This window comes from Burkholderia sp. MSMB1498 (assembly GCF_001526245.1).
GTDB lineage: Bacteria > Pseudomonadota > Gammaproteobacteria > Burkholderiales > Burkholderiaceae > Burkholderia > Burkholderia savannae.
In genome coordinates this window covers 44,143-66,142 of sequence record NZ_LOYJ01000053.1, presented here as the reverse complement: position 1 = coordinate 66,142, position 22,000 = coordinate 44,143, and the positions used below count along the sequence as shown (strand labels likewise).

Genomic DNA, 22,000 nt, shown 5'->3' with positions numbered 1-22,000 from the left:
CGGGACCGGCGAAGCACCGCGCGCACCGCGACGCCGGAACGTGCACGTCGCGCGCCGCGCCGGCGCGCGTTTCACGCGGCTTGCTCGCACGGCCTCTCGTCGCGGGGCTTCGGCTTCGCATCCTTCGCGTCCTTCGCTCGATTACGCAGCGCCGTCCACCGGCGCCACCGCCTGCTCGATCGCCCCGAAGATCGACTTCCCGGCTTCGTCGAACATCTCGATCTTGACCTTGTCGCCATAGCGCATGAACTCGGTCTGCGGCGCGCCGTGCTCGATCGTCTCGACGCAGCGCTTCTCGGCGATGCAGCAGTAGCCGCGCTTCGCATCCTGGTTCGACACCGTGCCCGAGCCGACGATCGAGCCCGCGCGCACGTTGCGCGTCTTCGCCGCGTGCGCGATCAGTTGACCGAAGTGAAACACCATGTCGACGCCCGCATCCGGCTGGCCGACCTTCTTGCCGTTCCAGTGAACGATCATCGGGCGATGCACGCGGCCGTCGCGCCAGTGCTCGCCGAGCTCGTCGGGCGTCACGGCCACCGGCGCGAACGCGCTCGCCGGCTTGCTCTGAAAGAAGCCGAAGCCCTTCGCGAGCTCGGCGGGAATCAGGTTGCGCAGCGACACGTCGTTGACGAGCGTGACGAGCCGCACCGCCTTCAGCGCCTCGTCGGGCGTCGCGCCCATCGGCACGTCGGCCGTGATCACCGCGACCTCCGCCTCGAAATCGATGCCCCACTCCTCCGACGCGCAGACGATGTCGTCGCGCGGCCCGAGAAAGTCGTCGCTGCCGCCCTGGTACATCAGCGGATCGGTCCAGAACTCGGGCGGCATCTGCGCGCCGCGCGCGCGGCGCACGAGCTCGACGTGGTTCACGTAAGCGGAGCCGTCCGCCCACTGGAACGCGCGCGGCAGCGGCGCCATGCAGTCGGCGGGCTCGAACGCAAACGCATTGCGCGCGCGGCCCTGGTTCAGCGCGTCGTACAGATCGCGCAGCTGCGGCGCATAGAACGCCCAGTCGTCGAGCACGCGCTGCAGCGTCGGCGCGATCGCGTCGGCGATCGCCGCCGTGTGCAGGTCGCGGGATACGACGATCAGTTGGCCGTCGCGCGTGCCGTCCTTGAGCGAAGCAAGTTTCATAGGGAAGAGAGCCGTTGTAGTGACGATGGAAGGAATCTATTTTACGATGGTGAATCCGCGCGGCGGCGCGCGCCGCAAGCCGCGCCGCCGTTCGATTCCCATTCTTCCCGCAACGCCGTGAACAAGTCCGCCTCAAACGCCTCCGATTCGCCCGACGACGATCTCGCCGACGACCACGACACCGCCGAGGAAAAGATCCGCTCGGGCATCCAGTCGATCGAGGTCGGCTTTCGCCTGCTCGACGTGCTGACGAGCGAGCCCCGCGCGATGATGCTGCGCGACCTCGCGCAGCGCGCGGCGATGAGCCCGGCGAAGGCGCACCGCTATCTCGTGAGCTTCCAGCGGCTCGGGCTCGTCTCGCAGGACCCGGTCTCGGGCCGCTACGAGCTCGGCGGCTTCGCGCTGCAAATGGGCCTGGCGCGGCTTGCGCGCGTCGACGGCGTGAAGCTCGCGCGGATCGCGCTCACCGCGCTGCGCGATCAGCTCGACCAGACGGTCGGCATCGCGGTATGGGGCAACCAGGGGCCGACGATCGTCCACTGGATGGAGTCGAGCCATCCGGCGAAGGCGTCGCTCAAGCTCGGCGACGTGATGCCGCTCCTCGGCTCGGCGACGGGCCTCGTGTTCGCCGCGTACCTGCCGCGCGGCAAGACGGCCGCGTTGATCGAGCGCGAGCTCGCCGACACGCGGCGCGCGACGCACTACACCGGGCCGCGCACGCTCGCCGAAGTCGACGCGGCGCTCGCCGACGTGCGCGCGCATCGCGCGGCCCGCGTCGAAGGGATGCTACTGCCGACGATCAACGCGTTCGGCATGCCGGTGTTCGACGCGCTCGGCGATCTCGCGCTCGCGATCATCGCGCTCGGCCACGAAGGCGCGTTCGACATCCGCTGGGGCGGGGAGATCGACGTCGCGCTGCGCGCTTGCGCGCAGAAGCTCTCCTACGAGCTTGGGTATAGTGAAGGGGCGCGCGACGCCTGACCGGCGCCGCCGCATCCCGGCCGCGCATGGCGCGCGCCCCCGCTTCCTCGCTGCTCGAGATGCTCGCCCGCTCCTGATGCCGCCGTCGTCCACCGTTTCGTCGAACCCGCGCATCGCGCCGCGCCGCGTGCGGCGCGCGGCGTTCGTGCTCGCGCTCGTGCTCGCGCTCCACTGGCTCGCCGCGCTGTGGCTCGTGCGGTTTCGCGAGCCGTTCAAGCCTGTCGAGCCCGAGAACGTGCCGGTTCAGGTCGAGTTGCTGAAGCCGCAGCAGATCGAGCGTGCGCCGGCGCCCGCGAAGCCCGCGGCCGTTCGGCCACGGGCCGTCCCAAAGCATGCGGCGCCCACGCCCATGCCCGCTCCGCAGCCGAGCGCCCGCGCGCCGCGTCGCGCGGAACCCGTGTTGAGCGCCGTGGAGTCGCCCGCCGAAGCGCCTACCGAAGCGCCCGTCGCAGCGCCCGCCGCCGCTTCCGCGGCCAAGTCCGCGAGCGCGGCGACAGCCGCAACGGACGAGCCGGCGAGCGGCGCATCAGGCAACACGGCGGGCGGCGCGTCGGGCGCGGACGCAACCGCGCAGCCCGGCGCGGCATCGCCCGGCGAAGCGCAGCCCGGCTCGAAGTTCACGCTCCCGCCTTCGGGCGAGCTGCAATACGACACGTTCTACAACGGCATGCAGAACACGCCGGGCACGATCCTCTGGCAGACCGACGGCCGCGCCTATTCGCTGTACGTGTCGATGCCCGTGCCGTTCGTCGGCCCGTACACGTACGAGAGCCGCGGCCGCGTCGACGCGTTCGGCATCGCGCCGCAGCGCTACGTCGAGACGCGCGGCAGGCGGCCGCCCGACTTCGCGATCTTCAATCGCGAGACGAGGCAGATCGTGTTCACGGGCACGCCGAATTCGCTCGCGCTGCCCGACGGCGCGCAGGACCGCTTCAGCATGCTGATGCAGCTCGCGGGCCTCGTCGGCGGCGATCCCGACGCGTATCGCCCGGGCGTCACGCGCGAGTTCTTCGTCGTCGATCGCGACAGCGGCGAGACCTGGCCGATCACGACGATCGGCGACGAGACGATCTCGACCGGCATGGGCAGGCTCGACGCCCGGCATTTCATGCGGCTGCCGCGCCGCGAGGGCGACACGCGCCGCATCGACATCTGGCTCGCGCCGTCGCTCGGCTGGCTGCCCGTGCGAATGGTCCAGACGGAACCGAACGGCGCGCAGATCGAGTTGCTATTGCACCGTCGCTCGGATGCGCGCGACGCGGCGGGCGAACGCACCGGCGCGAACGGCGGCGCGAGCGCCAACGTAGGCGCCGGCGCGGACGCCGCACGGGCGCCGGCGTCCGGCGCGCCGCTGAACGCCGACGAATCGGTAAATACGACCGACGGCACGCCGGCCGAATCGCCCGCCGTTCACGAGCGGCAACAACCTTGACAATCTTTGACAACAACTTTCGTCCACTGGAGCAGAATCGGAAACGTTTTAAGGTCATCGGCATCAAACCGATACGCCGCGTGTAAAAACGACCGGCGTGCAGCGCCAACCCCCTTGAAACCGGCTCGGTCTGCCCCACCTACGGTGGCAACGAGGCCGAAAGCCACAGCAAAGAGGAGTGCCGCCATGCAAATGATCTACAACAGCCCCAACTACTGCGTCGTCGAGTTTCCGCCGCAGGACGGCCACCATGCGATGAACTCGGGTGGCTACGAGATCGTCGACAAGAACGCGCAACGCGAAATCTTCATCGACGGCGAACTCGCCGCGCGCTTTCGCGAGCACGTGAAGCAGTTGATCCAGGCCGAGCCGTCGCTCGACGAGGTCGACGAATTCCTCGGACAGTTCGACAGCCTGATGACGCAACCCGTGGTTCTCCACTAACGTCGCACGGACGCGGCCGCTTGCCGGACCCGCGGGTCCGCGAAAGCGCCGCCGCCCGACGCGATCCGGCGCACTCCAACCCGCCCCCGCCCGGTCCGCCGCGCGGGGGCTTTGTTTGCCCGCGAACGGCCGCCTCACGTACGACGGGAGCAGCGGCTACAATGACGGCTTTCCGATACGCCGGTAATCCGCCATGTCCGAGCCCACGCCGATCGCGTCTTCCGCCCAATCCGCCGCCCTCGCCGCGCCGTACACGCGCGGCGCCGAGCTGCCGACGCTGCTTCGGCAGCGCATCCTGATCCTCGACGGCGCGATGGGCACGATGATCCAGCGCTACAAGCTCGACGAAGCCGCGTATCGCGGCGAGCGCTTCAAGGATTTCCCGCGCGACGTGAAGGGCAACAACGAGCTGCTGTCGATCACGCAGCCGCAGATCATTCGCGAGATCCACGACCAGTACTTCGCCGCGGGCGCCGACATCGTCGAGACCAACACGTTCGGCGCGACGGCCGTCGCGCAGGCCGATTACGGGATGGAAGACCTCGTCGTCGAGATGAACGTCGCGTCGGCCGCGCTCGCGCGCGAATCGGCCGCCAAATACACGACGCCGGCCAAGCCGCGCTTCGTCGCGGGCGCGATCGGGCCGACGCCGAAGACGGCGAGCATCTCGCCGGACGTCAACGATCCGGGCGCGCGCAACGTCACGTTCGACGAGCTGCGCGACGCGTACTACACGCAGGCGAAGGCGCTGCTCGACGGCGGCGTGGATCTGTTCCTCGTCGAGACGATCTTCGACACGCTGAACGCGAAGGCCGCGCTGTTCGCGCTCGACCAGCTGTTCGAGGACACCGGTGAACGGCTGCCGATCATGATCTCCGGCACCGTCACCGATGCATCCGGCCGCATCCTGTCCGGCCAGACGGTCGAGGCGTTCTGGAATTCGCTGCGCCACGCGAAGCCGCTCACCTTCGGCCTGAACTGCGCGCTCGGCGCGGCGCTGATGCGCCCGTACATCGCCGAGCTCGCGAAGCTGTGCGACACCTACGTGTCGTGCTACCCGAACGCCGGCCTGCCGAACCCGATGGCCGAGACGGGCTTCGACGAGACGCCGGACGTCACGTCGGGGCTCCTGAAGGAATTCGCGCAGGCGGGCCTCGTGAACCTCGCGGGCGGCTGCTGCGGCACGACGCCCGAGCACATCGCCGAGATCGCGAAGGCGCTCGCCGAAGTCAAGCCGCGCCGCTGGCCGAACCAGTACAGCGAAGCCGCCTGACGCTCACAGCCGCCCCCCACTCCAACCCGAATACGCACGCACCGCCATGACCGACCATACGATGCGCCTAGCCGGCCTCGAGCCGTTCAACGTCACGCCCGGAACGCTCTTCATCAACGTCGGCGAACGCACCAACGTCACCGGCTCGAAGGCGTTCGCGCGCATGATCCTCAACGGCCAGTTCGACGAGGCGCTCGCCGTCGCGCGCCAGCAGGTCGAGAACGGCGCGCAGGTGATCGACATCAACATGGACGAGGCGATGCTCGATTCGAAGGCGGCGATGGTGCGCTTTCTGAACCTGATCGCGTCGGAGCCGGACATCGCGCGCGTGCCGATCATGATCGACTCGTCGAAGTGGGACGTGATCGAGGCCGGCCTGAAATGCGTGCAGGGCAAGGCGATCGTCAACTCGATCTCGCTGAAGGAAGGCGAGGAAGCGTTCCGCCACCACGCGAGCCTGATCCGCCGCTACGGCGCGGCGGCCGTCGTGATGGCGTTCGACGAGACCGGCCAGGCCGACACGTACGAGCGCAAGACCGAGATCTGCAAGCGCTCGTACGACTTCCTCGTGAACGAAGTCGGCTTCCCGCCCGAGGACATCATCTTCGACCCGAACATCTTCGCGGTCGCGACCGGCATCGAGGAGCACAACAACTACGCGGTCGACTTCATCGAAGCAACCCGCTGGATCAAGCAGAACCTGCCGTACGCGAAGGTGAGCGGCGGCGTGTCGAACGTGTCGTTCTCGTTCCGCGGCAACGACCCGGTGCGCGAGGCGATCCACACCGTGTTCCTGTACCACGCGATCCAGGCCGGGATGGACATGGGCATCGTGAACGCGGGCCAGCTCGGCGTGTACGCGGATCTCGACGCCGAGCTGCGCGAGCGCGTCGAGGACGTGATCCTGAACCGCCGCGACGATTCGACCGACCGCCTGCTCGAAATCGCCGACAAGTTCAAGGCCGGCGGCGCGAAGAAGGAAGAGAACCTCGAGTGGCGCAACCAGCCGGTCGAGAAGCGGCTTTCGCATGCGCTCGTGCACGGCATCACGACCTTCATCGTCGAGGATACCGAAGAAGTGCGCGCGAAGATCGACGCGGCGGGCGGCCGCCCGATCAACGTGATCGAAGGCCCGCTGATGGACGGGATGAACATCGTCGGCGACCTGTTCGGCCAGGGCAAGATGTTCCTGCCGCAGGTCGTGAAATCAGCGCGCGTGATGAAGCAGGCCGTCGCCCACCTGATCCCGTTCATCGAGGAAGAAAAGCGGCTGCTCGCGGAAGCGGGCGGCGACGTGCGCGCGAAGGGCAAGATCGTGATCGCGACCGTGAAGGGCGACGTGCACGACATCGGCAAGAACATCGTGTCGGTCGTGCTCCAGTGCAACAACTTCGAAGTGGTCAACATGGGCGTGATGGTCCCGTGCAACGAGATCCTCGCGAAGGCGAAGGTCGAGGGCGCGGACATCATCGGGCTGTCGGGCCTCATCACGCCGAGCCTCGAGGAAATGGCGTACGTCGCGTCCGAAATGCAGCGCGACGACTACTTCCGCGTGAAGAAGATTCCGCTCCTGATCGGCGGCGCGACCACGTCGCGCGTGCACACGGCCGTGAAGATCGCGCCGCACTACGAAGGCCCCGTCGTCTACGTGCCGGACGCGTCGCGCTCGGTGTCGGTCGCGTCGAGCCTGCTGTCCGACGAAGGCGCGGCGAAGTACCTCGACGAGCTGAAGTCCGACTACGAGCGCATCCGCGCGCAGCACGCGAACAAGAAGGCGCTGCCGCTCGTCACGCTCGACGAGGCGCGCGCGAACAAGACGCGGATCGACTGGGCGCACCACGCGCCCGTCAAGCCGAAGTTCATCGGCCGGCGCGTGTTCAAGAACTACGACCTCAACGAGCTCGCGAACTACATCGACTGGGGCCCGTTCTTCCAGACCTGGGATCTCGCGGGCCCGTATCCGGCGATCCTGAACGACGAGATCGTCGGCGAATCGGCGCGCCGCGTGTTCTCCGACGCGAAATCGATGCTCGCGCGCCTGATCCAGGGCCGCTGGCTGACCGCGAACGGCGTGATCGCGCTCTTGCCCGCGAACACGGTGGGCGACGACGACATCGAGATCTACAAGGACGACACGCGCTCGGAAGTGCTGCTCACGTGGCGCAACCTGCGCCAGCAGAGCGTGCGCCCGGTGGTCGACGGCGTGATGCGGCCGAACCGCTCGCTCGCCGATTTCATCGCGCCGAAGGAGTCGGGCGTCGCCGACTACATCGGGATGTTCGCGGTGACGGCCGGGATCGGCGTCGACGCGAAGGAAAAGCAGTTCCTGGCCGACCACGACGACTACAGCGCGATCATGCTGAAGGCGCTCGGCGACCGCCTCGCGGAGGCGTTCGCCGAGGCGATGCACGCGCGCGTGCGCCGCGAGCTATGGGGCTATGCGGCAAACGAGCAGCTCGACAATGACGCGCTGATCGCCGAGCGCTACTCGGGCATCCGCCCCGCGCCCGGCTACCCGGCATGCCCGGATCACCTCGTGAAGCGCGCAATGTTCGAAGCGCTTCATACAGACGAGATCGGGATGAGCATCACCGATTCGCTCGCGATGTTGCCGGCCGCGAGCGTGTCGGGCTTCTATCTCGCGCATCCGGACAGCAAGTACTTCTCGGTCGGCAAGATCGGGCAGGATCAGCTCGAGGATTTCGCGCGCCGCACCGCGCTGTCGAAGGCGGACGCCGAGCGCGCGCTCGCGCCGCTGCTCTGACGGCCGCCGCGGGCGCCGCGCACGGCGGCGGGCATTCGGTCGGCTCCGCGGCCGGCGGCGCGTTTCGGCCGCGGGCCGCGCGCGCGGCCGGCGGCGGCCCGCGCCAGGCGCGGTCGCACGGCCGGCCGACGGCGGCCGGAGCGCGCCGCGCGCCCCGGCCCCCAACATGCAAAAAGCCCGCGCGAGGCGGGCTTTCCGGGTATCGGAAGGCCGGCGAACGGCGCTCAGAAGCCCCAGTGGATGTCGGCGTTCTGCGCCTTCGCTTCGCGCAGCATCACGAGAAACGGCGCGACGCGTTGCGCGAGGCTCGGCGAGACTTCGTGGTGCGGGTGATCGGGTTCGTCTTCATGGAAATGGCCCGCATGCTCGGCCCGCGCCTGCTTGGCCTGGCTGACGGCGTCCTCGAGCTTCGCGATCGCGTCGTCGAGCTCGTCGGACGTGATCACGCCGCGCTCGCCGAGCTGCTTGCCGACGACGCCGAGCACATAGACCGCGAAATCCTTCAGCACATCCAGATCCTGTGCCGCCTTGCTTTTGAACGTAATCATGACAACTCCCTTTTCATCTTGTCGTGCTCGCCGTACGTCCGCGACGGACGCCCGGCCGGCGCGCTGAACAAACGTCGGGGGCGCTCAGCACCTGAGGGACATATTAGCACCTGTTAAAATTCAGCGATCCCTGAAACGCGCGCCGTGTGGCGCGACGGCGGCCCGGCCAGGCGGGACGCCGCCAACGATATCTTCGACCAGCATGCTGCCTGCTCAAAAACATACTCTCGAAACCCTGCTCGAAAACAGCGTGAAGCAGGTCGTCCAGGCGTCCAAAGGCGACGCCGACGCCACGTTCATCCTCCCCGCGATCGCGCTCGAGCGCCCGAAGGTCGCCGCGCACGGCGACATCGCGTGCAACGTCGCGCTGCAGCTCGCGAAGCCGCTTTCCGCGAATCCGCGCCAGCTCGCCGAGAAGATCGTCGCCGCGCTCACCGCGCAGCCCGAAGCGGCGGGCCTCGTCGACGCGGCCGAAATCGCCGGCCCCGGCTTCATCAACCTGCGCCTCTCGCCCGCGTCGAAGCAGGCGGTGATCGGCGCGGTGTTCGCCGAAGGCCGCGCGTTCGGCGCGTCCGAGCGCAACCACGGCAAGCGCGTGCTGGTCGAATTCGTGTCCGCGAACCCGACGGGCCCGCTGCACGTCGGCCACGGCCGCCAGGCGGCGCTCGGCGACGCGCTCGCGAACGTGCTCGCGAGCCAGGGCTACGCGGTGCATCGCGAGTTCTACTACAACGACGCGGGCGTGCAGATCGGCAATCTCGCGATCTCGACGCAGGCGCGCGCCCGCGGCCTCAAGCCGGGCGACGCGCTCTGGCCGGAGGCCGCGTACAACGGCGAGTACATCGCCGACATCGCGCGCGACTACCTGAACGGCGAGACCGTCGCGGCGAGCGACGGCGAGCCGGTGACGGGCAAGCGCGACGTCGAGGATCTCGAGGCGATCCGCAAGTTCGCGGTCACGTACCTGCGCCGCGAACAGGACATGGACCTGAAGGCGTTCGGCGTGAAGTTCGACCAGTACTATCTGGAGTCGTCGCTCTACACGGAAGGCCGCGTCGAGAAGACGGTCGATGCGCTGATCCGGGCCGGCATGACCTACGAGCAGGAAGGCGCGCTGTGGCTGCGCACGACCGACGAGGGCGACGACAAGGATCGCGTGATGCGCAAGTCGGACGGCACCTACACGTACTTCGTGCCGGACGTCGCGTACCACGTGACGAAGTGGGAGCGCGGCTTCACGAAGGTCATCAACATCCAGGGCTCGGACCACCACGGCACGATCGCGCGCGTGCGCGCGGGCCTGCAGGGCCTGCACGTCGGGATTCCGAAGGGCTATCCCGACTACGTGCTGCACAAGATGGTCACGGTGATGCGCGACGGCCAGGAAGTGAAGATCTCAAAGCGCGCGGGCAGCTACGTGACGGTGCGCGACCTGATCGAATGGTCGGGCGGCGCGACGCCGGGCTCGGAAGTCTCGCCCGACCTGCTCGACGAGGCGACGATCACGCGCGGCCGCGACGCGGTGCGCTTCTTCCTGATTTCCCGCAAGGCGGACACGGAATTCGTGTTCGACATCGATCTCGCGCTGAAACAGAACGACGAAAACCCGGTCTATTACGTGCAGTACGCGCACGCGCGGATCTGCTCGGTGCTCAACGAGTGGAAATCACGCTATGGCGCCACCGACGCGCTGCTGCCGGGCGCCGACCTGTCGCCGCTCGGCAGCAAGCAGGCGACGGCGCTGATGCAGAAGCTCGCCGAGTATCCGGACGTGCTCGCGCACGCGGCGCACGAGCTCGCGCCGCACGCGGTCGCGTTCTACCTGCGCGACCTCGCGAGCGAGTTTCACTCGTTCTACAATGCGGAGCGCGTTCTCGTCGACGAAGAAGCGCCGCGCACCGCGCGCGTCGCGCTCCTCGCGGCGACGCGCCAGGTGCTCGAAAACGGTCTCGCGATGCTGGGCGTGTCCGCGCCCAGCAAGATGTAACGCCGGGACCATCGGCCAAGCGCCGCGGCGCAGCGCGCCGCGGCTGTTTCACGAAATTTTTCGCAGGTGACTCAAGCAATGGCAAAACCACGCCGCACGTCGAAGCAATCGAAACAAGCCGGAGGAACGTTTCTTGGAATCGTGCTGGGCCTCATCGTCGGCCTGGCCATCGCGGTAGTGGTGGCGCTCTATATCACCCGCGCGCCGTCGCCGTTCGTGTCGAAGGTCGCGCCGCCCGCCGACAGCAACGCGAGCCAGCCGCAGCAGTTCGATCCGAACCGCGCGCTGCAGGGCAAGACGCCGGGCCAGCCGGTCACGCCGCAGGCCGCGCAGCCCGCGCCGCCCAACACGGCGCCCGGCCAGGCCGCGAATCCGAGCCAGCCGCCGCTGCTGCCGGAGCCGCAGATCGTCGAAGTGCCGTCGTCGAACAACAACGGCAACGGCTCGTCGAGCGAATCGAACAACGCCGCCGACAACGGCGTCGCGGTCGCGCCGAAGCCCGCCGACATCACGCCGCCGCCCGCGAAGAAGCCGCAGACGGCCGCGAACGGCAGCTCGGCGCCGCACGTCGCGAACAACAACGCGCAGGCGAACGCCGCGACGCCGCCTAAGGCCGCGCAGGCGCCGAAGGGCGCGTCGTCGGCGACGACGGCCGCCGCGAAGCCGACGTCGGGCGCCGACGCGAACACCGGCTACTTCCTGCAGGTGGGCGCGTACAAGACCGAAGCGGACGCCGAGCAGCAGCGCGCGCGCCTCGGCTTCCAGGGGTTCGAATCGAAGGTGTCCAAGCGCGACGTGAGCGGCGTCACCTACTTCCGTGTGCGGATCGGACCGTTCTCGAAATTCGACGATATGAACTCCGCGCGCCAGCGGCTGTCCGATGCGGGAGTCGATACCGCCGTGATCCGCTTTACGAAGCAGTAAGCCGCGCTGCCGTCCGACATCGTTACCCACGCAACCGATTGAACGTTCGAACATGAAAAAACTGCTTAGCACGCTGTTCCTGTCCCTGAGCCTCGTCGCGGGTTTCGCGCAGGCGTCGCCGGCCGCGCCCGTCGCCGGCAAGGACTTCGAAGTGATGAAGTCGCCGCAGCCGGTGTCCGCGCCGGCCGGCAAGGTCGAGGTGATCGAGTTCTTCTGGTACGGCTGCCCGCACTGCTACGAGTTCGAGCCGACGGTCGAGGCATGGGTGAAGAAGCAAGGCGACAAGATCGCGTTCAAGCGCGTGCCGGTGGCGTTCCGTGACGATTTCATTCCGCACTCGAAGCTGTTCTACGCGCTGGCGGCGCTCGGCATCTCCGAGAAAGTCACGCCCGCCGTGTTCAACGCGATCCACAAGGAGAAGAACTATCTGCTGACGCCGCAGGCGCAGGCCGACTTCCTCGCGACGCAAGGCGTCGACAAGAAGAAGTTCCTCGACGCGTACAACTCGTTCAGCGTGCAGGGCCAGGTGAAGCAATCGGCCGAGCTGCTGAAGAGCTACAACATCGACGGCGTGCCGACGATCGTCGTGCAGGGCAAGTACAAGACGGGCCCGGCGTACACGAACAGCCTGGAAGGCACGGCGCAGGTGCTCGACTACCTCGTCAAGCAAGTGCAGGACAAGAAGCTGTAACCCCCCGCCCCGCGCCGGCATGAACGCCCCTCTCCCGCTCAAGGTCTTCATCACCGGCGCGTCCAGCGGACTCGGCCTCGCGCTCGCCGCCGAATACGCGCGGCAAGGCGCGACGCTCGGCCTCGTTGCCCGGCGCGCCGACGCGCTCGCCGAGTTCGCGCAGCGCTTTCCCAAAGCCGCGATCTCGATCTACCCGGCCGACGTGCGCGACGCCGACGCGCTGGCGCTCGCCGCATCGCGCTTCGTCGCCGCGCACGGGTGTCCCGACATCGTGATCGCGAACGCCGGCATCAGCAAGGGCGCGATCACGGGCGAAGGCGATCTCGCCGCGTTCCGCGAGATCATGGACGTCAACTATTACGGAATGATCGCAACGTTCGAGCCGTTCATCGCACCGATGACGGCCGCTCGACGCGGCACGCTCGTCGGCGTCGCGAGCGTCGCCGGCGTGCGCGGGCTGCCGGGCTCGGGCGCGTACAGCGCGTCGAAAGCGGCGGCGATCAGATATCTCGAGGCGCTGCGGGTCGAGCTGCGGCCCGCGCAGGTCGCGGTCGTGACGATCGCGCCCGGCTACATCCGCACGCCGATGACCGAGCACAATCCGTATCCGATGCCGTTCCTGATGGACGCGGACCGCTTCGCGAAGCGCGCGGCGCTCGCCATTTCGCAGAAGACGGCGTTTCGCGTGATTCCGTGGCAGATGGGCGTCGTCGCGAAGCTGCTGCACGTGATGCCGCGCTGGCTGTACGACCGCCTCTTCGAGAAAGCGCCGCGCAAACCGCGGGCGAAGGCGGGCTGAGGCGCACCGCCGCTGACGGCGGCGGCAATGGCGACGGTGGCGACGGTGGCGACGGTGGCGACGGCAGCACCAACGTCGACGTCGACGGCAACGACGAACGTGAAGGCGAAGGCGACGGCGAAGGCGAAGGCGGCAACGCCAGCGGCGACACATCTTGCGCCGTGCCTTTCACTCATCCGTCACGCATCTCTCGCGCAGCCGTCGCACGGGCGCTTCAGCGGCGCTTCAACGAGCCTTCATGCGCCCGTCGGCGGCTGCGTGTAGACCGCCGGATCGGCCGACAATCCCGCCTTGACGCCGCGCGTCAAATCGTCGACGAGCACCTCGTCGCGGCCGGCGGCGAGCGCGTCGAGCGTCTGCCGGACGACGTCCTCCGGACGGTTCTTCGGCACGCCCTGTGCCTGCGCGACCATGTCGGTGTCGATGTACGCGGAATGCAGCGCGAGAACCCGCGTGCCCTGCTCGCGCAGCTCGTTGCGGAGCGCGTTCGTCGCGGCCCACGCGGCGGCCTTCGAAATGCCGTACGCGCCGGCGTTCGGCACGCCGAGCCACGACAGCACCGACAGCACGTTGACGATCGCGCCGCCGCCGTTCTCGCGCAGCACCGGCGCGAACGCGCGCGCCATCGCGAGCAGCCCGAAGAAATTCGTATCGAGTTGCGCCTGCAGCGCGCCGCCGTCCGCATCCGCGACGAGCGAGCCCGTCCGGTAGATGCCCGCGTTGTTGACGAGCAGATTGACGTCGCGCAGGTCACGCGCGGCGGCGGCGACGTCGTCCGCACGCGTGACGTCGAGCCGCACCGGCTGCACGCCGGGCGTCGTTACGCGCGCCGGATCGCGCGCGGCCGCGTAGATCTTCTTCGCGCCGGCCGCCTTCAGCCCCTCGACGAACGCGCGCCCCAGGCCGCGATTCGCCCCCGTCACCAGTACGACAGCATCATCCAGTTTCATTTCGATTCTCGCTGACAAGACCACGGTTACGCACGGCCGCCGCCGCGCACGCGAGCGCACGCGGTGCCGCCACACCCCGAACGAAGCCGCCTCGCCCCGATCGGCGAGCACAACTTTCCGCTCAACCGATGCATGCACATCGGTTCATCCATCAAAACGGCGATCCACGGCACCGATGCGCCACCGCCGATCGACGCAAAATCATGCATATGCATTTTGTAAGTCATAGAATGTTCACTGTCGACGAACGATTCCGAAGGACCCACGATGAGCGACGCTCCAATGAGACTCCTGTGCCACTGCGGCACGCTGCGCCAGGCCACGCGCGCCATCACGTCGCTCTACGACGCGCACCTCGCGAAGCACGGCATCCGCGTCACGCAGTTTACGATCCTCGCGGCCCTGCACGGCTGCGGCACGCTGCCGACGGGCGAGCTGGCGACGCGCCTGCTGCTGGATCAGACCACGCTGAGCCGCACGCTCGCGACGCTGCAGTCGAATCGGCTCGTGCGCGCCGAATCCGGCGACGACCAGCGCGTACGGCTCTGGAGCCTCACGCCGAAGGGCGCCGCGCTGTACAAGGCGTCGCGCGCCGATTGGGAAGCCGCGCAAAACGACGTGTATCGGCGCGTCGGCAAGCGCAACATGCAGGCGCTCGACGCCGAGATTTTCGCGCTCGCCGAGGCGCTGTCGGACTGAGCCTCGCGGTTCGCCGTCCTTCCGCGCGCGTTTCGCGCGCGGCGCTTTCCTCCGCGCGACGCGACCCGCCGCCGCGCGACACGCGCACACGTCGTACCCGCGGCCTCATTCGCCGTTCCCCAGACGTACTCCTCCCATGAGCGCCGCACCTTGCATCGGCAACGCGCCCGACCATAATATATGCATATGCATTCAAATGCCAGGCCGTCTTTTCCCCACGCATGGAGCGCATCATGTCAGCCGATCCGATCGTGATTCTTTCCGCGGCGCGCACGCCTGTCGGCCGCTATCTGGGCAACCTCTCATCGAAGCGCGCAACCGAGCTCGGCAGCGTCGCGATCCGCGCGGCCGTCGAGCGTGCGCGCATCGATCCGGCGCGCGTCGACGAAGCGTACGTCGGCTGCGTGCTGAGCGCGGGGCTCGGGCAGGCGCCCGCGCGGCAGGCCGTGCTCGGCGCGGGGCTGCCGCGCTCGGTCGCGTGCGCGACCGTCAACAAGGTGTGCGGCTCCGGCATGCAGGCGATCCGCTACGCATTCGACGCGCTCGCGAACGGCAGCGCCGACGTCGTCGTCGCGGGCGGCATGGAGAGCATGTCGAACGGGCCGTATCTCGCGCTCGGCGCGCGCGGCGGCTACCGCTCGGGCCACGCGAGCTTCTACGACCACGTCGCGCTCGACGGCCTCGAGGACGCGTACGATCGCGGCACGCCGATGGGCGAATTCGGCGAGCGCTGCGCGGCGGGCTACGATTTCACGCGCGCGGCGCAAGACGCGTACGCGACCGAATCGCTGCAATGGGCGCAGCATGCGCAGCGAAGCGGCGCGCTCGACTGGGAGATCGCGCCCGTCGACATCCGCACGCGTCAAGGCGCGCAAACCATTTCGATCGACGAGCAGCCGCAAACCGTCGACGCCGCGAAAATCCCGACGCTCAAGCCCGCGTTTCGCGCCGACGGCACGATCACGCCCGCGAATTCGAGCCCGCTGTCGGACGGCGCGGCGGCGCTCGTGCTCGCGCGCGCGTCGGTCGCCGAGACGCTCGGCGTGCAACCGCTCGCGACGATCCGCGCGCACGCCGCGCATGCGCAGGAGCCCGAATGGTTCACGACGGCGCCGATCGGCGCGCTGCGCAAGCTGTTCGCGCGCACCGGCTGGCAGCCGTCGGACGTGGACGTCGACTATTACGAGATCAACGAGGCGTTCGCGGTCGTGCCGATGGCGGTGATGCGCGAATTCGGCCTGCCGCGCGCACGCGTGAACGCCCACGGCGGCGCGTGCGCGATCGGCCATCCGATCGGCGCGTCGGGCGCGCGCATCGTCGTCACGCTGCTCGGCGTGCTGCGCGAGCGCGGCGCGCGGCGCGGCGCGGCGAGCCTGTGCATCGGCGGCGGCGAAGCCACCGCGCTGGCGATCGAGCTGACGTAACGCCGCTGCTCCGCGGCGGCGCGCCGCCGCGGCGTCGGTTCCGGCGCCGCGGCATGATGCGTTCCGGCGCCGATTAACATCGGGCGCATATTGACGGTATGCTATCCCGCTGGCGTGCGGCCGCTGCGGCGTTGCCGCCCGCCGTCATCAGAATTACGCCACGTGGGAGATCTCATGCGCTTCACGCTCATCGCCGCCGCCGCGCTCGTCGCCGCCGCCCCCGCCGTCGCCGCCGCGAAACCGTTGACGGTCTGCACCGAGTCGAGCCCGGACGGCTTCGACGTCGTCCAGTACAACTCGCTCGTCACGACGAACGCGTCCGCCGACGTCGTGTTCAACACGCTCGTGTCGTACGACGAAGCATCGAAGAAGGTCGTGCCCGCGCTCGCGGACAAATGGGACGTCAGCGCCGACGGCCTCGCGTACACGTTCCATTTGCGCCCGAACGTCGCGTTCCAGACCACCGACTACTTCAAGCCGACGCGCGCGCTCGATGCCGACGACGTCGTCTTCACGTTCAGCCGGATGCTCGACGACGCGAATCCGTGGCACAAGGTCGCGGGCGCGAGCGGCTTTCCGCATGCGCAATCGATGGGGCTCGTGAAGCTCGTGAAGGCGGTGACGAAAGTCGACGACTCGACCGTGAAGTTCGAGCTGAACGAGCCGAACGCGACGTTCGTGCCGATCCTGACGATGGGCTTCGCGTCGATCTATTCGGCCGAATACGCGGATCAATTGCTGAAGGCGGGCAAGCAGACCGACCTGAACGCGAAGCCGGTCGGCACCGGCCCGTTCGTGCTGAAGAGCTACACGAAGGACGCGGTGATCCGCTACGAGGCGAACCCGACGTACTGGGGGCCGAAGCCGAAGGTCGAGCGCCTCATCTACGCGATCACGCCCGATCCTTCGGTGCGCGCGCAGAAGGTGAAGGCGGGCGAATGCCAGATCGCGCTGTCGCCGAAGCCGCAGGACGTCGCGGCGGCGAAGGCCGACCGCGCGCTGAAGGTCGTCGAGACGCCCGCGTTCATGACCGCGTTCGTCGCGCTCAACACGCAGAAGAAGCCGCTCGACAACGACAAGGTTCGCGAGGCGCTCAATCTCGCGTTCGATCGCACGACGTACCTGAAGGTCGTGTTCGACAACACCGCGACGCCCGCGACGAACCCGTACCCGCCGAACACGTGGAGCTACGCGAAATCGATCGCGCCGTATCCGCACGATCCGGCGAAGGCGAAGCAACTGCTCGCGGCCGCGGGCTTTCCGAACGGCTTCTCGACGACGATCTGGGTGCGCCCGACGGGCAGCGTGCTGAACCCGAACCCGAAGGCGGGCGCCGAGCTGCTGCAGGCCGACCTCGCGAAGATCGGCGTGAAGGCCGACGTGAAGGTGATCGAATGGGGCGAGCTGATCAAGCAAGCGAAGCTCGGCCAGCACGACCTGCTGTTCATGGGCTTTGCCGGCGACAACGGCGATCCGGACAACATCCTCACGCCGCAATTCAGCTGCAACTCGGTGAAGTCGGGGCTCAACTTCGCGCGCTACTGCGATCCGAAGCTCGACAGGCTGATCGCCGACGGCAAGGAAACGGCCGATCAGGCGAAGCGCGCGAAGCTCTACGAAGCCGCGCAGAAGATCATCCACGACGAGGCGCTGTGGATTCCGCTCGGCTATCCGACCGCCGCGGCGATCACGCGTCCGAACGTCGCCGGCTATCGCGTGAGCCCGTTCGGGCGGCAGCACTTCGACGCGGTGTCGGTGCAGTAGCGCTGCGACGCCGCCGCCGCGGCCCGCGCGCAACGACGCGCGCCGGGCCGCCCTTGTCCGCTTCGCGCGGAGCTTGCTAAACTCCGCGCATCTTTCCTCCGACGAATTCCGAGCCGCCAAGTGAACAACTGAGCCTTCCCCGAATGGTTTCGCCGCCGCGCGTTGCACTTCGTGCATCCCGTGCGCGCCGCGCGAAAGTCGCCACCCATTTTCGGAGGTGCTCATGGCCCGAACCGCACCCGCTACCGCGCTCGTCGCGATCCATCGCATTTCCTTCCGCTTCGACGACGGCGTCACGCTGTTCGATTCGCTCGACCTCACGTTCGATCGCACGCCGACCGCGATCGCCGGCCGCAACGGCGTCGGCAAGAGCGTGCTCGCGCACCTGATCGCGGGCGGGCTCGCGCCGACGGCGGGTGCGATCGACCGGCATGCGTCGATCGCGTTCGTCGCGCAGCACGACGCCGGCGCGACACACGACCCACGTTGCACGGCCGCCGCCGTCGCGCATCTCGACGCGCCGCTCGCGGCGCTCGAGCGCATCGCGCGCGGCGACGCGCGAGAAGACGACTTCGGCACGCTCGACGGGCGCTGGGACCTCGCCGAGCGCTGGCGCGCGGCGCTCGACGACGCCGGCCTGCCGATCGACGCCGGCACGCCCGCGCATGCGCTGAGCGGCGGCCAGCACGCGCGCGTCGCGATGATCGGCGCGCTGCTGTCGGGCGCGGAGCTGCTCGTCGTCGACGAGCCGACGAACCACCTCGACCTCGAATCGGTGCGCGCGTTCGAGGCGGCGCTCGCGGATTTTCCGGGGGCGATCATCGCGGTGTCGCACGATGCGGCGTTCATCGACGCGCTCGCGCCCACGCATTCGATGCGTTGGACGGACGAGGGATGGCGCTTCGAGCCCTCGGCGTGGCGCCGGATCGCCGGCGGGCGCGGCCGGCGCGACGGCGGGAATCGGATGTCGAATGCGGAATCGAGCCCGCGCGCCTCAGCCCGCGTGCCGGAACCGGATCACGCCGTCCGCGCCCGTCTCGCGCGCGAGCTCGCCCGCGAGCCACAGCAGATTCAGGTGAGCGATCGCTTCGCCGAGCGCGAAAGTCATCTGATGAATGTCGAGCCCGCCCCGCTTGAACATGATCGGCACGATGTCGGCCGCGCTCATCGGCCGCTCGCGGCACGCGGCGCGCACCTCGGCGAGCCGAGCGTCGTGATGCGCGCGCAGTTGCGCGATGCGCGTGCGCAGCCCGCGAAACGGCTTGCCGTGCGACGGCAGCACGAGCGTGTCGGCCGCCATCGCTTCGTAGCGGCCGAACGAGCCCAGATAAAGCGCGAGCGGGTTTGCCTCCGGCTCGAGGTCGAATACCGACACGTTCGTCGAGATCCGCGGCAACACCATGTCGCCGGAGATCAGCACGCCGTCCGCCGCGCAGTGGAGCGCGCAATGCTCTGGAGAATGGCCGTAGCCCGTGACGACGCGCCATTCGCGCCCGCCGATCGCGACCGCGTCGCTCTCGCGCAGCCGCCGGTAGCGCGGCGGCACCGCGGGCACGAGATCCGAGAAGTAGCTGCGGCGGCTGCGCAGCTTGTCGAGCGAGGCCGGATCGGTCAGGCCGTGCCGCGCGAAATGGTCGGCGGCGCCCGGTCCGCCCGCGTTCGAACCGTTGCCCGCCGCCATCAGGCAGCCGAACAGGTATTCGCCGAGCGTCATCCACAGCCGCACGTTCCAGCGCGCGCGCTCGCCGCCCTCGCACAGCCAGTTCGCGAGTCCGAGATGATCCGGATGACAGTGCGTGACGATCACGCGCAGCACGGGCAGGCCGTCCAGATGCGCGTCGAAGATCCGCTCCCAGTGCGCCTTGATGTCCGACGACGCGATCCCGCAGTCGACGATCGTCCAGCCCGCCTGCCCGTCGATCTCGTCGCGCAACAGCCAGAGATTGATGTGATCGAGCGCGAACGGCAGCGGCATGCGCAGCCAGCGCACGCCCGGCGCGACCTCGACGAAGCCGCCCGGCTCGGGCAGCGTGTCGGCGAACGGATAATCGAGTTGGTGTTCCAGTGCGTTCATCGGGGGTGTCTCGTTGCGTTGTCGTCGGGCCCGCGGTGCGGCGCGAACCGGAACCGATTCTATCGCTCAACGCGAAACCGCGCGCCGCGAGCCTTCGCGCCCCTGAAAAAAAGATCGCGCCACGATCCCGCGCGAACCCCGAGCGTTGCGGGAAGATCCGCGAAACGTCGGCGAACGTCGCTGAACCGTTCGCGCGGGCCGCCTGCGCCGAATCGCCCCGCGTTGCCTAAAGCGCGCCCGCCGGGCGCTAAAATGGCGTGAGCTTCCCGCCCGTGAGCCCGCGCACGATGAATCATTTTCCCAAACTGCTGTCCTCGCAGATCGGCTTCGACGTCGCGCAGACGATCCTCGAGAACTTCGACCGCCACTACCGGATCTTCCGCGAAGCGGCCGTCGAGGCGAAGGACCTGTTCGAGCGCGAGGACTGGCACGCGCTGCAGCGGCTCGCGCGCGAGCGCATCACGTCGTACGACGATCGCGTGCGCGAATGCGTCGAGCTGCTCGAGGACGAGTACGACGCGGAGAACATCGGCAGCGAAGTCTGGCCGCAGATCAAGCTGCATTACATCGGTCTCCTGACGTCGCACCGTCAACCCGAGTGCGCGGAGACGTTCTTCAATTCGGTGTGCTGCAAGATCCTGCACCGCGCGTACTTCAACAACGATTTCATCTTCGTGCGCCCGGCGATCTCGACCGAATACATCGAGAACGACGAGCCCGCCGCGAAGCCGACGTACCGCGCGTACTATCCGGGCAGCGAAGGGCTCGCGGCGACGCTCGAGCGGATCGTCACGAACTTCCAGCTGAACCCGCCGTTCGAGGATCTCGAGCGCGACATCGCGTGCATCATGCAGGCGATTCACGACGAGTTCGGCGCATTCGACGAAGCGGTGAATTTCCAGATCCACGTGCTCTCGTCGCTGTTCTACCGGAACAAGACCGCGTACGTGGTCGGCCGCATCATCAACGGCGATCGCGTGCTGCCGTTCGCGGTGCCGATCCGCCACGCGCGCGCGGGCGTCCTCGCGCTCGACACGGTGCTGCTGCGGCGCGACCAGCTGAAGATCATCTTCAGCTTCTCGCACTCGTACTTCCTCGTCGACATGAACGTGCCGTCCGCGTACGTGCAGTTCCTGCGCTCGATCATGCCGGGCAAGCCGAAGGCGGAGATCTACACGTCGGTGGGCCTGCAGAAGCAGGGCAAGAACCTGTTCTATCGCGATCTGCTGCATCACCTGTCGCATTCGAGCGACCGCTTCATCGTCGCGCCCGGCATCAAGGGGCTCGTGATGCTCGTGTTCACGCTGCCGTCGTTCCCGTACGTGTTCAAGATGATCAAGGACCACTTCCCGCCGCCGAAGGAAACGACGCGCGAGCAGATCATGGACAAGTACCTGCTCGTCAAGCGTCACGACCGTCTCGGCCGGATGGCCGACACGCTCGAATACTCGAGCGTCGCGCTGCCGCTCGCGCGGCTCGACGACGCGCTCGTGCGCGAGCTCGAAAAGGAAGTGCCGTCGCTCATCGAATACGAGGGCGGCAACCTCGTCATCAAGCACCTGTACATCGAGCGCCGGATGGTGCCGCTCAATCTGTACCTGCAGAACGGCAGCGACGCGGAGATCGAGCACGGCGTGCGCGAATACGGCAACGCGGTGAAGGAGCTGATCCAGGCGAACATCTTCCCCGGCGACATGCTGTACAAGAACTTCGGCGTGACGCGCCACGGGCGCGTCGTGTTCTACGACTACGACGAGATCGAATATCTGACCGACTGCAACGTGCGCCGCGTGCCGCCGCCGCGCAACGAGGAAGACGAGATGTCGGGCGAGCCGTGGTACACGGTCGGCCCGCACGACATCTTCCCCGAAACCTACGCGCCGTTCCTGCTCGGCGATCCGCGCGTGCGCGAGTATTTCATCAGGCATCACGCGGATTTCTTCGATCCGCAGCTCTGGCAGGACAGCAAGGACCGCCTGCTGCGCGGCGAGCTGCCCGACTTCTACGCGTACGAGCCGGCGCTGCGCTTTTGCATCCGCTATCCGGAGCGCTTCGCGCCGAGCGACGCGGCCGACGACGGCAAGCGCGCCGCCGCGTGAGCCCTTTTTTTTC

17 protein-coding genes and 1 pseudogene are annotated in these 22,000 nt (G+C 68.2%); 14 read left to right on the top strand and 4 right to left on the bottom strand.

From position 1 onward, the window contains the following. Positions 1-141: 141 nt before the first annotated feature. A complete protein-coding gene (locus tag WS91_RS09395) occupies positions 142-1,134 on the bottom strand; it encodes a fumarylacetoacetate hydrolase family protein (protein WP_038747134.1) in 993 nt (330 codons plus the stop codon). Between the two features lie 117 nt (positions 1,135-1,251). Here WS91_RS09395 and WS91_RS09390 point away from each other — a divergent pair, with 117 nt between their 5' ends. The 5 genes from WS91_RS09390 to metH all read left to right on the top strand — a co-directional run bounded on the left by WS91_RS09390 (position 1,252) and on the right by metH (position 8,028). Continuing rightward, positions 1,252-2,115, top strand: coding sequence for an IclR family transcriptional regulator (locus WS91_RS09390; protein ID WP_038747131.1), 864 nt, complete (start codon positions 1,252-1,254; stop codon positions 2,113-2,115). 76 nt (positions 2,116-2,191) lie between these two features. Next, on the top strand, positions 2,192-3,547 hold the full coding sequence (locus WS91_RS09385) for a DUF3108 domain-containing protein (protein ID WP_059670164.1): 1,356 nt from the start codon (positions 2,192-2,194) through the stop codon (positions 3,545-3,547). 186 nt (positions 3,548-3,733) lie between these two features. Continuing rightward, entirely contained in the window at positions 3,734-3,991 is a 258-nt protein-coding gene (locus tag WS91_RS09380) for a BTH_I0359 family protein (protein ID WP_009893251.1), read from the top strand. 193 nt (positions 3,992-4,184) lie between these two features. Further along, the gene (locus WS91_RS09375) at positions 4,185-5,264 is read left to right on the top strand and encodes a homocysteine S-methyltransferase family protein (RefSeq protein ID WP_038747125.1); all 1,080 of its coding nucleotides are present in this window, start codon (positions 4,185-4,187) and stop codon (positions 5,262-5,264) included. A 46-nt stretch (positions 5,265-5,310) separates the two neighbouring features. Next, positions 5,311-8,028, top strand: a complete 2,718-nt coding sequence (gene metH, locus WS91_RS09370; protein ID WP_059670163.1) for a methionine synthase — start codon at positions 5,311-5,313, stop codon at positions 8,026-8,028. A 224-nt stretch (positions 8,029-8,252) separates the two neighbouring features. Here metH and WS91_RS09365 read toward each other — a convergent pair whose 3' ends face one another. Continuing rightward, positions 8,253-8,576 (bottom strand): DUF1840 domain-containing protein, encoded by a 324-nt coding sequence (locus WS91_RS09365; RefSeq protein ID WP_038747120.1) that lies wholly within the window; start codon positions 8,574-8,576, stop codon positions 8,253-8,255. A gap of 202 nt (positions 8,577-8,778) precedes the next feature. Between WS91_RS09365 and argS the strand changes: the two genes are divergently transcribed. The 4 genes from argS (at position 8,779) to WS91_RS09345 (ending at position 12,977) form a co-directional block, all read left to right on the top strand. Continuing rightward, positions 8,779-10,563 carry an arginine--tRNA ligase gene (gene argS / locus WS91_RS09360; protein ID WP_038747117.1) on the top strand — a complete coding sequence of 595 codons (1,785 nt, stop codon included), beginning with the start codon at positions 8,779-8,781 and terminating at the stop codon, positions 10,561-10,563. Positions 10,564-10,641: 78 nt separating this feature from the next. Then, a complete protein-coding gene (locus WS91_RS09355) occupies positions 10,642-11,487 on the top strand; it encodes an SPOR domain-containing protein (RefSeq protein ID WP_059670162.1) in 846 nt (281 codons plus the stop codon). Positions 11,488-11,539: 52 nt separating this feature from the next. Next, positions 11,540-12,178, top strand: a complete 639-nt coding sequence (gene dsbA / locus WS91_RS09350; RefSeq protein ID WP_038747112.1) for a thiol:disulfide interchange protein DsbA — start codon at positions 11,540-11,542, stop codon at positions 12,176-12,178. A gap of 19 nt (positions 12,179-12,197) precedes the next feature. Next, positions 12,198-12,977, top strand: a complete 780-nt coding sequence (locus WS91_RS09345; RefSeq protein ID WP_038747110.1) for an SDR family oxidoreductase — start codon at positions 12,198-12,200, stop codon at positions 12,975-12,977. Positions 12,978-13,213: 236 nt separating this feature from the next. Here the strand turns inward: WS91_RS09345 and WS91_RS09340 are convergent, their stop codons facing one another. Then, a complete protein-coding gene (locus WS91_RS09340; protein ID WP_038747107.1) occupies positions 13,214-13,927 on the bottom strand; it encodes an SDR family oxidoreductase in 714 nt (237 codons plus the stop codon). 282 nt (positions 13,928-14,209) lie between these two features. Here WS91_RS09340 and WS91_RS09335 point away from each other — a divergent pair, with 282 nt between their 5' ends. From WS91_RS09335 to WS91_RS32670, 4 genes and pseudogenes are all read left to right on the top strand, one after another. Beyond that, positions 14,210-14,626 carry a MarR family winged helix-turn-helix transcriptional regulator gene (locus tag WS91_RS09335; protein ID WP_038747104.1) on the top strand — a complete coding sequence of 139 codons (417 nt, stop codon included), beginning with the start codon at positions 14,210-14,212 and terminating at the stop codon, positions 14,624-14,626. Positions 14,627-14,859: 233 nt separating this feature from the next. Further along, positions 14,860-16,050: an acetyl-CoA C-acyltransferase gene (locus WS91_RS09330; RefSeq protein WP_059670193.1), complete on the top strand. Its 1,191-nt coding sequence runs from the start codon at positions 14,860-14,862 to the stop codon at positions 16,048-16,050. Positions 16,051-16,224: 174 nt separating this feature from the next. After that, positions 16,225-17,814, top strand: coding sequence for an ABC transporter substrate-binding protein (locus WS91_RS09325; RefSeq protein ID WP_038747101.1), 1,590 nt, complete (start codon positions 16,225-16,227; stop codon positions 17,812-17,814). A 223-nt stretch (positions 17,815-18,037) separates the two neighbouring features. Beyond that, positions 18,038-18,659: pseudogene (locus WS91_RS32670) on the top strand (ATP-binding cassette domain-containing protein); the annotation flags it as partial. 149 nt (positions 18,660-18,808) lie between these two features. Here the strand turns inward: WS91_RS32670 and WS91_RS09315 are convergent. After that, positions 18,809-19,888 carry an MBL fold metallo-hydrolase gene (locus tag WS91_RS09315; protein ID WP_059670160.1) on the bottom strand — a complete coding sequence of 360 codons (1,080 nt, stop codon included), beginning with the start codon at positions 19,886-19,888 and terminating at the stop codon, positions 18,809-18,811. Between the two features lie 287 nt (positions 19,889-20,175). Between WS91_RS09315 and aceK the strand changes: the two genes are divergently transcribed. Then, on the top strand, positions 20,176-21,987 hold the full coding sequence (gene aceK / locus WS91_RS09310; RefSeq protein ID WP_059670159.1) for a bifunctional isocitrate dehydrogenase kinase/phosphatase: 1,812 nt from the start codon (positions 20,176-20,178) through the stop codon (positions 21,985-21,987). Positions 21,988-22,000: the final 13 nt, after the last annotated feature.